13 protein-coding genes are annotated in these 13,638 nt (G+C 58.8%); 3 read left to right on the top strand and 10 right to left on the bottom strand.

Features of this window, described 5'->3' with window-relative positions:
* Positions 1-61: 61 nt before the first annotated feature.
* Positions 62-2,020 carry a DNA primase gene (gene dnaG, locus J3P90_RS23650; protein WP_434675468.1) on the bottom strand — a complete coding sequence of 653 codons (1,959 nt, stop codon included), beginning with the start codon at positions 2,018-2,020 and terminating at the stop codon, positions 62-64.
* 480 nt (positions 2,021-2,500) lie between these two features.
* On the bottom strand, positions 2,501-2,716 hold the full coding sequence (rpsU, locus tag J3P90_RS23645) for a 30S ribosomal protein S21 (RefSeq protein WP_002551877.1): 216 nt from the start codon (positions 2,714-2,716) through the stop codon (positions 2,501-2,503).
* A gap of 199 nt (positions 2,717-2,915) precedes the next feature.
* Here rpsU and tsaD point away from each other — a divergent pair, with 199 nt between their 5' ends.
* Positions 2,916-3,941: a tRNA (adenosine(37)-N6)-threonylcarbamoyltransferase complex transferase subunit TsaD gene (gene tsaD / locus J3P90_RS23640; RefSeq protein WP_434609198.1), complete on the top strand. Its 1,026-nt coding sequence runs from the start codon at positions 2,916-2,918 to the stop codon at positions 3,939-3,941.
* 8 nt (positions 3,942-3,949) lie between these two features.
* On the opposite strand, the gene plsY is transcribed toward tsaD, so the two are convergent.
* Positions 3,950-4,519, bottom strand: coding sequence for a glycerol-3-phosphate 1-O-acyltransferase PlsY (gene plsY, locus J3P90_RS23635; RefSeq protein WP_434675467.1), 570 nt, complete (start codon positions 4,517-4,519; stop codon positions 3,950-3,952).
* A gap of 74 nt (positions 4,520-4,593) precedes the next feature.
* Between plsY and folB the strand changes: the two genes are divergently transcribed.
* Together folB and folK are read left to right on the top strand one after the other, a co-directional pair.
* Positions 4,594-4,947: a dihydroneopterin aldolase gene (folB, locus tag J3P90_RS23630; RefSeq protein ID WP_420764883.1), complete on the top strand. Its 354-nt coding sequence runs from the start codon at positions 4,594-4,596 to the stop codon at positions 4,945-4,947.
* Positions 4,938-5,456: a 2-amino-4-hydroxy-6-hydroxymethyldihydropteridine diphosphokinase gene (gene folK, locus J3P90_RS23625; RefSeq protein WP_420764882.1), complete on the top strand. Its 519-nt coding sequence runs from the start codon at positions 4,938-4,940 to the stop codon at positions 5,454-5,456. Before folB ends, folK begins: the two co-directional genes overlap by 10 nt.
* Before the next feature lie 46 nt (positions 5,457-5,502).
* Here the strand turns inward: folK and J3P90_RS23620 are convergent, their stop codons facing one another.
* The 7 genes from J3P90_RS23620 to apaG all read right to left on the bottom strand — a co-directional run bounded on the left by J3P90_RS23620 (position 5,503) and on the right by apaG (position 13,588).
* Positions 5,503-6,732, bottom strand: a complete 1,230-nt coding sequence (locus J3P90_RS23620; RefSeq protein ID WP_434561988.1) for a multifunctional CCA addition/repair protein — start codon at positions 6,730-6,732, stop codon at positions 5,503-5,505.
* Between the two features lie 64 nt (positions 6,733-6,796).
* A complete protein-coding gene (locus tag J3P90_RS23615; RefSeq protein WP_434561990.1) occupies positions 6,797-8,362 on the bottom strand; it encodes a SpoVR family protein in 1,566 nt (521 codons plus the stop codon).
* A complete protein-coding gene (locus J3P90_RS23610) occupies positions 8,359-9,630 on the bottom strand; it encodes a YeaH/YhbH family protein (RefSeq protein WP_420764879.1) in 1,272 nt (423 codons plus the stop codon). The genes J3P90_RS23615 and J3P90_RS23610 overlap by 4 nt, the downstream gene beginning before the upstream one ends.
* A gap of 117 nt (positions 9,631-9,747) precedes the next feature.
* On the bottom strand, positions 9,748-11,670 hold the full coding sequence (locus J3P90_RS23605) for a PrkA family serine protein kinase (protein WP_420764878.1): 1,923 nt from the start codon (positions 11,668-11,670) through the stop codon (positions 9,748-9,750).
* A gap of 299 nt (positions 11,671-11,969) precedes the next feature.
* Positions 11,970-12,299 carry a thiosulfate sulfurtransferase GlpE gene (glpE, locus tag J3P90_RS23600; protein WP_420764877.1) on the bottom strand — a complete coding sequence of 110 codons (330 nt, stop codon included), beginning with the start codon at positions 12,297-12,299 and terminating at the stop codon, positions 11,970-11,972.
* Between the two features lie 33 nt (positions 12,300-12,332).
* On the bottom strand, positions 12,333-13,208 hold the full coding sequence (locus tag J3P90_RS23595; protein ID WP_420764876.1) for a symmetrical bis(5'-nucleosyl)-tetraphosphatase: 876 nt from the start codon (positions 13,206-13,208) through the stop codon (positions 12,333-12,335).
* The gene (gene apaG / locus J3P90_RS23590) at positions 13,208-13,588 is read right to left on the bottom strand and encodes a Co2+/Mg2+ efflux protein ApaG (RefSeq protein WP_420764875.1); all 381 of its coding nucleotides are present in this window, start codon (positions 13,586-13,588) and stop codon (positions 13,208-13,210) included. Before apaG ends, J3P90_RS23595 begins: the two co-directional genes overlap by 1 nt.
* Positions 13,589-13,638: the final 50 nt, after the last annotated feature.

Here is a 13,638-nt window from a genome sequence, read left to right as displayed (position 1 = left end):
CTATCCACTGAAGGTCTTGGCGGGCAAAAAACAAGCCGAGGATTATACCTGAGCTGTGACCTCACGCGCCAGTTGAGGTCGGGTTTGATGCGCAAACATTGCGGCTGAGTAAATCCCGCAATTGGTTTTTCTCTTCGCTGGTCAACTCGCTCTGGCGAGCTTTGCGCAGAAGTTGTTCCAGGTTTCGCTCGCGTTGGCGGGCGGACAAGCTAGTAATGGTGTCGAAAAACTGTTGTTCAAGGTTGTCTCCCTCTATCAGCCATTCCTTCTCGGCCAGCGCCTTCAAGAGGCGCCCCTGCTCGGTGCCATGCCACCGAGCGATCAACTGGAATGAGTTTAGCTTGGGGTTCTTCTGCACGGCTTCAAGGAGTGCGACCAGCAATTGTGTATTGCTGTGGTCCTCGGCGGCAAAATGTCCTGCGTCCTCTACCTTCTCAGCCAGTTGCGGGTGATGCAGCAAGGTGCGCAGGGCGGCCAGTGTTGGTGGTTCGACGGCGGCCGGCACGCGCGGGACACGTGGCTGGTCGCGATCGCCCCGCTTGCCGTTCTTGTCCCAGGGTTTCTTGTCCCATTTCTTGCCGCCACCGGCGGTTTTTTTCGACGTCCATTCCTGCTGAGGCGCGTAATCCTGCTGAGGTTGATGATAGTCGGCGAAATCCGGCATCGCGTCGTAATCGATGCCTGGGTCATACGCTGGCGGTGCTTCCTGCGGAGCGCTGTGCACCAATTGATTCATCGCTTCGTTGTTCAGGCCGGTGATTTCGCTGAGCCGTTGGCGCATGAGTGTGCGCAGGTTGGCACCGGGCACCTTGTCGATCAGCGGTGCCGCGAGGGTGGCCATGTGGGCCTTGCCTTCAAGGGAGCGTGGATCGGCTTCTTCGGTCAGTTGCTGGAAAAAGTAATCGGCCAGCGGTTGGGCGTGCTGGTTGATCCGCGCACGAAATGCGTCGGTGCCTTCGGAGCGCACCAGGGTATCCGGGTCCTCGCCTTCGGGCAGGAACAGGAAACGTGCACGTCGCCCGTCCTGCAGGCATGGCAATGTCGCTTCCAATGCGCGCCAGGCGGCGTTGCGTCCCGCCTGGTCGCCATCGAAGCAGAACAGCACGCTGGGCACCACGCGAAACAGGCGTTTCATGTGTTCTTCGCTGGTGGCCGTTCCCAGGGTCGCAACGGCGTTGCGCAAGCCTTGCTGTGCCAGGGCGATAACGTCCATGTAGCCTTCCACGACAATGATCTCGTCGAGGTTGCGGTTGTTCTTGCGTGCCTCGTAAAGACCGTAGAGTTCCTGGCCTTTATGGAAAACCGGGGTTTCCGGAGAGTTCAGGTACTTGGGCTTGTCATCGCCCAGAACCCGGCCGCCGAAGGCGATGATGCGCCCCCGTGTATCGCGGATCGGAAACATCACTCGGTCACGGAAGCGATCGTAGCGCTTGCCTGTCTCGGCGTTCTCGATGAGCAGGCCTGCGTCGATCATGGCGCGTTGCTGGAGCGTGTCGCTGCTCAGGTGTTTGTACAGATTGTCCCAGCCGGGCGGGGCGAAGCCGAGGCCGAAATCCCGGGCAATCTCGCCAGTCAATCCGCGACCCTTGAGGTAGTCCACCGCCGCCTTGCGCGCGGGGTGGCTTTTAAGCGCCTGGCGATAAAAATCCGCTGCCGCCGTCAGCAGCGGATAAAGCGGCGAATCGGTGGGTTGGCGTGGCTTGTGCTGCCGGCCGGTCTCTTCCCGTGGAATTTCCATGCCTGCGGCTTTGGCCAGTTCTTCGACTGCCTGGGGGAAGTCCAGGTTGTCGTGGTCCATGAGGAAGCCGAGGGCATTGCCGCCCGCGCCGCAGCCAAAGCAGTAATAGAACTGCTTGTCGGGGCTGACGCTGAAGGACGGGGTTTTCTCTTTGTGAAACGGGCAGCAGGCGGTGTAGTTCTTGCCTGCTTTCTTCATTTGCAGGCGAGAGCTGACCACGTCGACGATGTCGGTGCGGTTCAGGAGGTCGTCAATAAAGCTCTGGGGAATTAGCCCGGCCATGGCGTTCTCATCATCACTGCGCGAAATAGGGATCCGAAACCAGTAGGCATGATCGATTCCAGGTTTCGAGGCACGGCAAAAAGGTGGCTCGACCGGATCGTTTGCTTCATTGCTGTCGGAAGTGTATCTGCCGATTGTCCACTGACGTTAATTACTATCAGTACTCGACTGTATGAATGTGTTGCGCTGAATCCGGTAACGGCCGATCTGGCCACGGATAGCTCATGAGGCGGGCACGCAGGCAGGTGCCTTGGGCTGATCGTCGTTAGAGGAATCAGGGTGTGCTCGTCAGTAGCCTTGGAAGGCTCGTCAGAAGAGACGTGCACCGCTGGCAAAAGAGCCAGGTCTGACGCGTTGAAGCGGGTTGTCTAGGTCGCGTCTGCGACTTTGACGGTGAAGCATCAAGCGTTGTTCCGCAAATGCCATAAGCCCGGCTTGAAGGCCGGGCTTGGCAAGAAGCTTGCGACGGGCGTCTGTGTATTAGTACAGACGTACGGCGCGGCGCTGTTCGCGCTGAACTTTCTTGGCGTGACGCTTAACAGCGGCTGCTGCTTTGCGCTTACGCTCGGAAGTCGGCTTCTCGTAGAATTCGCGGCTACGAACTTCAGCCAGAACACCGGCTTTTTCGCAGGAGCGCTTGAAACGACGCAGAGCTACGTCGAAGGGTTCGTTCTCTTTTACTTTGACGGCTGGCATCCAGAGCTACCTTCATTCATTACCGGGGTCAACATCCTCGCGGCAAAAGAGCACTTGAAGACGTCGGTTTTTAAGGGTTGCGGATGTTAACCCCTCATCGCTCGGAATGCAAAGCCTCTGATCGAAAACCGCTGGTCGGGGCACAACGCGGCGACTATTATGCGCGCCTTCGAATTCAGCCTCTACAAGGCGCAAACCCATGCTAGTACTGGGATTAGAAACATCCTGCGACGAAACCGGCGTTGCCCTCTACGACAGTGAGCGCGGCCTGCTGGCTGACGCTTTGTTCAGTCAAATCGACCTGCATCGCGCCTACGGCGGCGTGGTGCCCGAGCTTGCGTCCCGCGACCACGTCAAGCGCATGCTGCCCTTGATCCGCCAGGTCCTGGCCGAAGCCGACTGTGTGCCGACCGAGATCGATGCCATTGCCTATACGGCCGGGCCGGGCCTGGTGGGCGCGCTGCTGGTCGGCGCTTCCTGCGCCCAGGCGCTGGCCTTTGCCTGGGGCATCCCGGCGCTGGGCGTGCATCACATGGAAGGCCATCTGCTGGCGCCGATGCTGGAGCCGCAGCCGCCGCAATTCCCGTTCGTCGCTTTGTTGGTGTCGGGTGGGCATACCCAGCTGGTCCGCGTGGATGGGATCGGTCAATACGAGCTCATGGGTGAATCGCTCGATGATGCCGCCGGGGAAGCTTTCGACAAAACCGCGAAGATGATGGGGCTCAACTATCCGGGCGGGCCGGAAATCGCACGGCTGGCAACCCAGGGTGTTGAAGGACGTTTCGTCTTTCCGCGTCCGATGTGCGATCGACCGGGTCTGGATTTCAGCTTCAGCGGCTTGAAAACCTTCGCGCTGAACACCTGGCAGCAATGTGTCAGCGCCGGGGACGACAGTGAGCAAGCCCGTTGCGACATCTCCCTGGCGTTCCAGCAGGCCGTGGTAGAGACTTTGACCATCAAGTGCAAGCGCGCGTTGAAGCAGGCCGGGCTCAAGCGCCTGGTCATCGCCGGCGGCGTGAGCGCGAACAAGGCCTTGCGGATTTCCCTGGAAAAAATGCTTGGCGACATGAAGGGCGACGTTTACTACGCTCGACCACAGTTCTGCACGGATAACGGCGCGATGATTGCCTTTGCCGGCTGCCAGCGCCTGCAAGCGGGCCAGCAGGAGAGCCTGGCGATCAGCGTGCAGGCCCGTTGGCCAATGGAGCAGTTGTCGCCGCTGTGAAGCGATGTTTAGAAATGCCGTTCGCGCCCGGCGAACAGGTCGCGTAGATTGCCCCGGTGACGCCAGACGATCAGCGCGACGAGCGCTGTCATCGGCAGCAGGGCCGCCGGCTCCTGCCAAGCCAGTAATGGCAGGGTGAGCGGTGTGGCGATCAGCGCGGCTAGCGAGCTGGTGCGGGTCAGGTAGAAAGTCAGTAGCCAGGTGCAGACGGCAAGCAGGGCGGCCGGCGGATACAGGCCCAGCAGCATTCCAGCGGCAGTGGCGACGCCCTTGCCGCCACGAAAGCGAAAGTACAATGGGAACAGATGGCCGATGACGGCACAGACGCCGATCCAGGCCTGTTGCTGTAACGACAGTCCTGCAAGGCTGGCGATCAGTACCGGGAAGAGGCCTTTGCAGAGGTCACCGAGCAGGGTCAGGATGGCGAGTTTTCGTCCGGCCAGGCGTAGCATGTTGGTGGCGCCGGCATTACCCGAGCCACTCATTCGCGGATCCGGACGACCGGTCAGGCGGCTGAGCAAAATGGCGAAGGACAGTGAGCCGAGCAGGTAGGCGAGGATCGCCAGTAACCAATACATGCTAACCATTCCGGGCGGGGACGCCCTGATTCTAACGGCGCAATGCGCCCTTGTCGTGCTGCGGAGAAGAGTGCTTGGACAGAGTTTTTATCGAAGGCCTTGAAGTCGACACGGTAATCGGTGCCTACGACTGGGAACGAGGCATCCGACAGTGCCTGCGCCTTGACCTGAGTTTTGCCTGGGACAACCGTCCGGCCGCTGCGGGCGACGACCTGACCCTGGCGCTCGATTACGCCAGCGTATCGTCACGCATCCAGGCGTTCGCCGAGCAGGCGCAGTTCCAGTTGGTCGAGACCTTTGCCGAACGACTGGCCCAGGTGCTCATGGATGAGTTCGAAATCACCTGGCTGCGCCTGAAAGTGACCAAGCCTGGCGCCGTACCGGCTGCCAGCGGTGTGGGCGTGGAGATCGAGCGCGGATGTCGCTGACACAGGTTTTCCTCGGGCTTGGTAGCAATATCGAGCGCGAAACCCATCTATGCGCGGGGCTTGAAGCACTGGCCGGTTTCCTGGTGGACATGCGCTGTTCGGCCGTGTTCGAGAGCCAGCCGGTGGGTATCAAGAGTGGGCCTTTTTTCAATTTCGTCTTGTCGGCCTTCACTGACCTGTCGCTGATTGAGTTGGACCGTCGCCTCAAGTTCATCGAGGCCGACAACGGTCGTTATGCACCGGACCGCAAGGGCCTGCCGCTGGACATCGACGTGTTGTTGTATGGCGAGCAGGTAGGCAACTTCGACGGCTTGATCCTACCGCGTGCCGAAATTCTCAAGAATGCCTTTGTCCTGTGGCCTTTGTCTTTGATCGCGCCGGATCGAATCCACCCTGGCGTGGGCAAAAGCTTTGCCACGTTGTGGGAAGAGGCGCAGATCGACCAGGTATTGGCCCCGGTGGCTTTCCAATGGCGAGGGCAGCAGCTTACGCCACCGGATCTGCTCTGAGGCGGCGGAACCCCCGGCGAACACGCGGAAACTGGCACGACCGCCTTTAATTCGCTGCTGCTTCCTTGTAGGCCTTCAATGCCCTGAGGCGCTCACGCTTGATTGCCTCACCCAGTTCCTGTCCCTTGAAGCCCTTTTCCAACAGCGGCTGCACCGCCACTGCGCGAGCCGCTGCCGCGGCTCCCCGCAGATAATCAGCCTGTGGATAATTCCGTTCCTCAAGCCCCTTGCGCCCCCGTGCATCCATTTCGCAGGCCATGATGAACTCCTCGAAGCGCTGGGGACGGCGGTACACATCAAAGCTTTGCAACAGTTCCAGCAGCGTAGACGCCTTTAATTCAAGCGCGCGGTGTCCATGCGTGTGATATTGGCCAACCAGCAGTGCCAATTCCTGACAGTCGCGTGGCGCCTTGAAGCGTTCGTTGACCGCTTTGATCAGCTTCAGCCCCTTGTGCTCATGGGCGATGTGTCTCGGCCATTCATGCTCGGGTGTCAGGCCTTTGCCCAGGTCATGCAGCAGGCAAGCCCAGCGCACGGTCAGCGGTTGCTTGTGCCGTGCCGACTGTTCCAGCACGCTCAGCGTGTGAGCGCCGGTGTCGATTTCCGGATGATGGACTTCGGGTTGTGGAACGCCAAACAGCGCATCCACTTCGGGCATGAGGATTTTTAGGGCGTCGCAGTCGCGCAGTACCTGGATAAATACCTGGGGCTGGCTCTCCATCAGCGCTCTGGAAATTTCCTTCCAGCTGCGTTCAGCCGTCAATGCCTCCAGTTCGCCGGATTCGCTGAGCTGGCGCATCAGCTCGAGCGTCTCGTCGGCCACCTTGAAACCCAGGGGGGCATAGCGTGCCGCAAAACGTGCAACGCGCAAGACTCTAAGGGGATCTTCGGCGAATGCGGGGGAAACGTGACGGAGCAAGCGTGCTTCCAGATCGCGCTGCCCGTGGTAGGGATCGGTGAGATTGCCGTGGTCGTCCTCGGCCATCGCGTTGATCGTCAAGTCTCTGCGGACCAGGTCTTCTTCGAGCGTGACCTCGGGGCTGGCATGGAACACGAAACCACCATAACCTCGGCCGTTCTTGCGCTCCGTGCGGGCCAGGGCGTATTCCTCGCCAGTCTTTGGATCAAGAAATACCGGAAAATCAGCCCCTACGGGGCGAAAACCCTTGGCGAGCATCTCCTCGGCAGTGGCGCCCACCACGACCCGGTCAACGTCGGTGACGGGGATGCCTAGCAGGCGATCGCGTACAGCGCCGCCGACTTTGTAGATCTGCATAAAAAACCTCCGTTGGGCCGACAGGATAAACCTTTATGTCGGACGTTCGGAGGCGAAAGCGTGATCAAAGATGAATGACGGCCAGATCCAGGCGCCCATAATCTCCTTCGGCTTGTTCGGTGCGTGGCGGCACATGATGGGTTTTCATCACTTGATCGCCCTGCAGGGTTTCCAGATGGATGTCGAACCCCCATAGACGATGCAGGTGCTTGAGTACCTCATCCGTTGATTCGCCTAGCGGTTTGCGGTTGTGCTGCTGATGACGCAGAGTCAGTGAGCGATCACCGCGGCGGTCGATGCTGTAGATCTGCACGTTGGGCTCGCGGTTGCCCAGATTGTATTGCGCCGCCAGGGTTTCCCGGATGACGCGGTAACCACCTTCGTCATGGATGGCGGGCACCAGCAGGTCATCTTTTTGATCGTCGTCAAGGATGCTGAACAGCTTGAGGTCGCGTATTACCTTGGGCGACAGGTATTGCAGGATAAAACTTTCATCCTTGAAGCTGCTCATCGCGAATTTGATCGTCGACAGCCAGTCCGAGCCGGCGATTTCCGGGAACCAGCGGCGATCTTCCTCCGTAGGGTTTTCGCACATGCGCCGGATGTCCCGATACATGGCGAAACCCAGAGCATAGGGATTGATGCCGCTGTAATACGGACTGTCGAAGCCGGGCTGAAACACCACGCTGGTATGGGAGGTCAGGAACTCCATCATGAAGCCGTCCGTGACCAGGCCCTCGTCGTACAGGTCGTTCATCAAGGTGTAGTGCCAGAACGTCGCCCACCCTTCGTTCATGACCTGGGTCTGGCGCTGCGGATAGAAATACTGGGCGATCTTGCGCACGATACGCACGATTTCCCGTTGCCAGGGCTCCAGCAGGGGCGCATGTTTTTCGATGAAGTAGAGAATGTTTTCCTGGGGCTCGGCCGGAAAGCGTGCATTGTCCTTCTCGTTGTACTTGTCGGCGCCTTTGGGAATGGTCCGCCATAGGTCATTGATCTGTTTCTGCAGATGTTCCTCTCGATCCTTCTGGCGTCGCCGTTCCTCTTCGGCGGAGATCGGATAGGGTCGCTTGTAGCGGTCCACGCCGTAGTTCATCAGGGCATGGCAAGAGTCCAGCAAGTCCTCCACCGCGTCGATGCCATGGCGCTCTTCGCACTGCATGATGTACTGCTTGGCGAAGACCAGGTAGTCGATGATCGAGCTGGCATCGGTCCATGTGCGGAACAGATAGTTGCCCTTGAAAAAGCTGTTATGGCCATAACAGGCATGAGCCACCACCAGCGCCTGCATGCAGATGGTGTTCTCCTCCATCAGATAGGCGATGCATGGGTCGGAGTTGATCACGATCTCATAGGCCAGGCCCATCTGGCCCCGGCTATAGGATTTCTCGGTACTGAGAAAATGCTTGCCATACGACCAATGGTGATAACCCAACGGCATACCGACGGACGCATAGGCATCCATCATTTGCTCGGCGGTGATCACTTCGATCTGGTTGGGATAGGTGTCCAGGGCATAGCGATCCGCGATACGGCTGATCTCGCGGTCGTACGCTTGTATCAGCTCGAACGTCCATTCGGAGCCGGTGGAAATGGGCTGGCGTTTCTGCTCTTTTTTGGCGGTCATGTCACTAACCTGCGCTGGAAGAGTTCACGGAAGACCGGATAGATATCCCCGGCCGAGACCAGTTGCTGCTGGGCAAAAGTATCGGAAAACGCTTCGGCAATGCGTTCGTATTCATACCACAGCGCTTGATGTTCGCGCGGCGTAATCTCGACGTACGTGTAGTACTGGACGAACGGCATGATCTGGTTGATCAGAATGTCGCGACAAATCGGCGAGTCGTCGTTCCAGTTGTCACCGTCGGACGCCTGGGCCGCATAGATGTTCCATTCGTTGGCGGGGTAGCGTTCAGCCATGATTTCCTGCATCAGCTTCAGGGCGCTGGAAACAATGGTGCCGCCGGTTTCCCTTGAATAGAAAAACTCTTCTTCGTCGACTTCCCTGGCGCTGGTGTGGTGCCGGATGAACACCACATCGATCTTGTCGTAATTCCTCTTGAGGAACAGGTACAAGAGGATGAAGAACCGCTTGGCGATGTCTTTGGTGGCCTGCGTCATTGAGCCGGACACGTCCATCAGGCAGAACATGACCGCTTTGGAGCTAGGATTCGGTTGCTTCACCAAAAGGTTGTACTTGAGGTCGAAGGTATCGAGGAACGGCACGCGATGGATGCGCGCGCTAAGACGCTCGATTTCTGCTTCCAAGGCCTGGATGTCGCCGAAATTGTCCGGCTCCTCCTGCTTGAGGCGGGCAAGCTCCTCCTTGGCCTCGCGCAGTTTTGCCCGGCTGCTGCCCGAAAGCGCGATGCGACGTGCGTGGGCTGAGCGCAGGGTGCGGATGATATTGATCCGCGCCGGATTACCCTCATTGCTGATACCGGCGCGCACGGTCTTGAAAGTATCGGTGCCGGTCAGGTTGCGTTTGACCAGGTTTGGCAGTTCCAGGTCCTCGAACATGAATTCAAGGAACTCTTCTTGGGTGATCTGGAAGACGAATTCATCCATGCCCTCGCCGGAATTGCCAGCCTTGCCCGGGCCCTTGCCGCCGCCTCCACCGGGTGGACGAGGGATATGCTCGCCGCTGGTGAATTCCTTGTTTCCAGGGTGTACGACGGTCTGCTTGCCGCCCCGGCCATGGTGAAGCACCGGCTCGTCAATATCTCGGCCAGGGATGCTGATCTGCTCGCCATGTTCCATATCCGTAATGGAACGACGACTGACCGCCTCCTCGACGGCCTTCTTGATGTGGTCGCGGTAGCGCCGCAAGAAACGCTGGCGATTTACCGTGCTCTTGTTCTTGCCATTCAGGCGTCGGTCGATCACATAGCTCATGGGTGCCCTCCGGGCAGCTTCAAGTGGTGAGCTGCAAGCTGCAAGTGGAAGCAGTAGCCCGGCTCCAGGGTTCACGCGCTTTCCTCTTGCAGCTTGTCGCTTGCGGCTTGTTGCTGGCTATTGTGATTTACGGACCCGCAGGTACCACTCGGACAGCAGCCGTACCTGTTTGTCGGTATAGCCACGTTCGACCATGCGTGTAACGAAGTCGTTGTGTTTTTGCTGGTCCTCTTTGCTGGCCTTGGCATTGAAGCTGATGACGGGCAACAGGTCTTCGGTGTTGGAGAACATTTTCTTCTCGATGACCACCCGAAGCTTCTCGTAGCTGAGCCAGGTAGGGTTCTTGCCGTTGTTGTTGGCCCGGGCGCGTAGGACAAAATTGACGATTTCGTTGCGGAAGTCCTTCGGATTGCTGATGCCCGCGGGTTTCTCGATCTTTTCCAACTCTTCGTTGAGCGCTACGCGATTGAGAATCTCGCCTGTTTCCGGATCGCGATATTCCTGGTCCTGGATCCAGAAATCCGCATACAGCACGTAACGGTCGAAAATGTTCTGGCCGTACTCGCTGTAAGACTCCAGATAGGCCGTCTGGATCTCCTTGCCGATGAACTCGATGTACCGTGGCGCCAGGTACTCCTTGAGGAAACGCAAGTAGCGCTCCCGGGTCTCCGCCTGGAACTGCTCCTGCTCGATCTGTTGCTCGAGAACGTACAGCAGATGGACAGGGTTGGCGGCGATTTCGTGGGGGTCGAAGTTGAACACCTTGGACAGGATCTTGAACGCAAAACGGGTGGACAGTCCGTTCATCCCTTCGTCCACGCCCGCGTTGTCCCGGTATTCCTGGATCGACTTGGCCTTCGGATCGGTGTCCTTGAGGTTTTCGCCGTCGTACACCCGCATCTTCGAATAGATGTTGGAGTTCTCCGGCTCCTTCAGGCGCGACAACACAGTGAACTGGGCGAGCATCTTCAGCGTGTCGGGCGCGCAATGGGCCTTGGACAGCGAGCTGTTGAACAGCAGCTTGTCGTAGATCTTCACCTCATCGGAGACGCGCAGGCAGTAAGGCACCTTGACGATGTAGATCCGGTCGATGAAGGCTTCGTTGTTTTTGTTGTTGCGGAAGGTATGCCATTCCGATTCGTTGGAGTGAGCGAGCAGAATGCCGCTGAATGGTATCGCCCCCAGCCCCTCGGTGCTGTTGTAGTTACCCTCCTGGGTGGCGGTCAGCAATGGGTGAAGCACCTTGATCGGCGCCTTGAACATCTCGACGAACTCCATCAGGCCCTGGTTGGCCCGGCACAGCGCGCCCGAATAGCTATAGGCATCGGCGTCGTTCTGTGGGAATTCCTCTAGCTTGCGGATATCGACCTTGCCCACGAGGGCTGAGATGTCCTGGTTGTTTTCGTCACCTGGTTCGGTCTTGGCCACCGCGATCTGGTTGAGGATCGAAGGATAGAGCTTGACCACGCGGAACTGGCTGATGTCGCCGCCGAACTCCGCCAGGCGCTTGGTGGCCCATGGCGACATGATGGTGTTGAGGTAGCGACGGGGAATGCCGAAGTCCTCTTCGAGGATCGCGCCGTCCTCGGTGGCGTTGAAAAGCCCCAGGGGCGATTCGAAGACAGGAGAGCCCTTGATGGCGTAGAAGGGCACTTTTTCGATCAGTTGCTTGAGTTTTTCGGCCAGGGACGATTTACCGCCACCGACGGGGCCGAGCAGATAGAGAATCTGCTTCTTCTCCTCCAGGCCTTGGGCGGCATGGCGGAAATAGGACACGATCTGTTCGATGCATTCTTCCATCCCGTGGAAGTCTGCAAAGGCCGGGTAGCGCCGGATCACTTTGTTGGAAAAAATCCGCGAGAGCCTCGAGTTGGTCGAGGTGTCCAGCAGTTCCGGTTCTCCGATTGCCAGCAACAGACGCTCCGCAGCCGATGCGTAGGCACTGCGGTCTTGCTTGCAGAGTTCGAGGTATTCCTGCAGCGAGTACTCCTCCTGCCGCGTGGACTCGAAACGTTGCTGGAAGTGGCTAAAAATACTCATGACGTCACCTCGCTCGATACGTGGAGCCGGTGTCGGATCAATCAGTCGATGCTGGACAGCCGCTGGGACCCCAGTTGCCGTTTTACCCCCCAGAATGCTTTCAAGAATGCGGCTCCTGAAAGCTGACTCCCGATGATCCGCGCGCCGGTGTACCGGCTCTCCCCTGTTTTGGATGGCCTGAGGCTAAGGATAGTTCGGAATCCGAGAGGTAAAGGTTGAATACGTAATTAGTTGTGGCAGACCGTTCGTCCGCAATGGCCCAAGCCCGCGGTTCTCGTGGGCTTGGGTGTCATAAAAAATTATTCGTGGGTGCCTTGCTCTGTTTCATCAGGATAAACCGTGCGCCACAGCTCAAAGCCGCCGTCCATGCTGTACACGTCACTGAAACCCTGGCTGACCAGGTAAGCCGCTGCGCTTTGGCTGGAGTTGCCGTGATAGCAGACTACGATGGTAGGCGCATCGAGATCAGCGCCCTGGATGAAAGCGTGAAGGGAATGGTTATCCAGATGCTTGGAGCCACTGATATGTGAAGTTGCGTAAGTGGCCGGGTCGCGCACATCGACGAGCACCGCGCCTTGTTCACGCAGGGCCTGGGCCTGCTCGGGGGAGATGCGTTTGAATTCGGTCATGAGGTACTCCTGTGGCCTTGGGCGCAACGCCGGTCAAGCGTCGGTGCCGGCCGGCAATGATGCAATGGTCGATGTATTGAGTCTGGCGTGGCCCTTCTCGTCGCAATCGCAGCGCAGCAACTCGCCGGTGTCGACGTTCATCAGTGTCATCGCGCTGCCCCAGACGCAGCCGGTATCGAGGGCAATAACCCCGGCTTCGTCAGTTTGGCCTTCGAGTGCCGCCCAGTGCCCGAAAATGATCTTCAGGTCGCGGGTTTTGCGCTCCTTGTGCTTGAACCACGGCGCGTAGCCGGGCGGGGCGGTCTCGATGCCTTCCTTGCCCTTGAGATCGAGCTTGCCGTCGCGGGTGCAGAAGCGCATGCGCGTGAAATAATTGGTGATGACGCGAAGACGGGCCGTGCCGGTGAGGTCGTTGTCCCATTTGACGGGTTCGTTGCCGTACATGCCGTCCAGGTAGGGGCCGAACAGGTTGTCGTCGCGCAACGCCTGTTCCACTTCGCCAGCGCACTTGAGCGCTCTGCGCAGCGACCATTGGGGTGGGATGCCGGCATGGACCAGCGCGAGGTTGCGCGCCTCGTCGTAATGCATGAGTTTTTGCTGGCGCAACCATTCAAGCAGCTCGACGCAATCGGGGGCGTCGAGAATCTCGCTCAAGGTGTCGGATTTTTTCAGGCGCTCGATGTTTTGCCAGGCGGCTAACAGGTGCAGATCGTGATTGCCGAGCACGCATACCAAAGAGTCGCGGATACCATAGAGGAAACGAAGGGTTTCCAGCGACTGCGGGCCACGGTTGACCAGGTCGCCGACTAGCCACAGCGTGTCTTTGCGTGGGTCGAACGCTACCTGCTCCAGCAGGCATTTGAGCGGGTCCAGGCAGCCCTGCAGGTCACCAACCGCATACGTGGCCATCAGTGCAGCGCTCCGGGCACCGCCAGTCGAAAGGGCTTGATGATCGCATCGAAGCGCTTACCGTCTTCGGCGAGCATTTGATAGGTGCCCTCCATGGTGCCGACCTTGGTGGTCATCACTGTTCCGCTGCTATAGCTGTGGCTCTTGCCGGCATCGATCAACGGTTGCTGGCCAACCACGCCTTCACCGCGCACTTCTTCTACATGGCCGTCGCCGTTGGTGATGATCCAATGCCGTGACAGCAGCCTGGCGGGCAGCGAGCCATTGTTGCGCACTGTGATGGTGTAGGCGAAGGCGAAGCGGTCGTGCTCGGGTTGTGACTGTTCAGCGAGGAAGCGGGTGGCGACGCTGACGTCGACCTGGTAACGAGGATCGGACATGCAAAAAGGCCTTGAAAGCGGGACGCGGGAAGAACTGAGGGAGTCAGTCT

This window comes from Pseudomonas sp. D3-10 (assembly GCF_051132175.1).
Taxonomy (GTDB): Bacteria; Pseudomonadota; Gammaproteobacteria; order Pseudomonadales; family Pseudomonadaceae; genus Aquipseudomonas.
The sequence above is the reverse complement of the archived record's forward strand: the minus strand, read 5'-3'. Positions and strand labels throughout refer to the sequence as shown.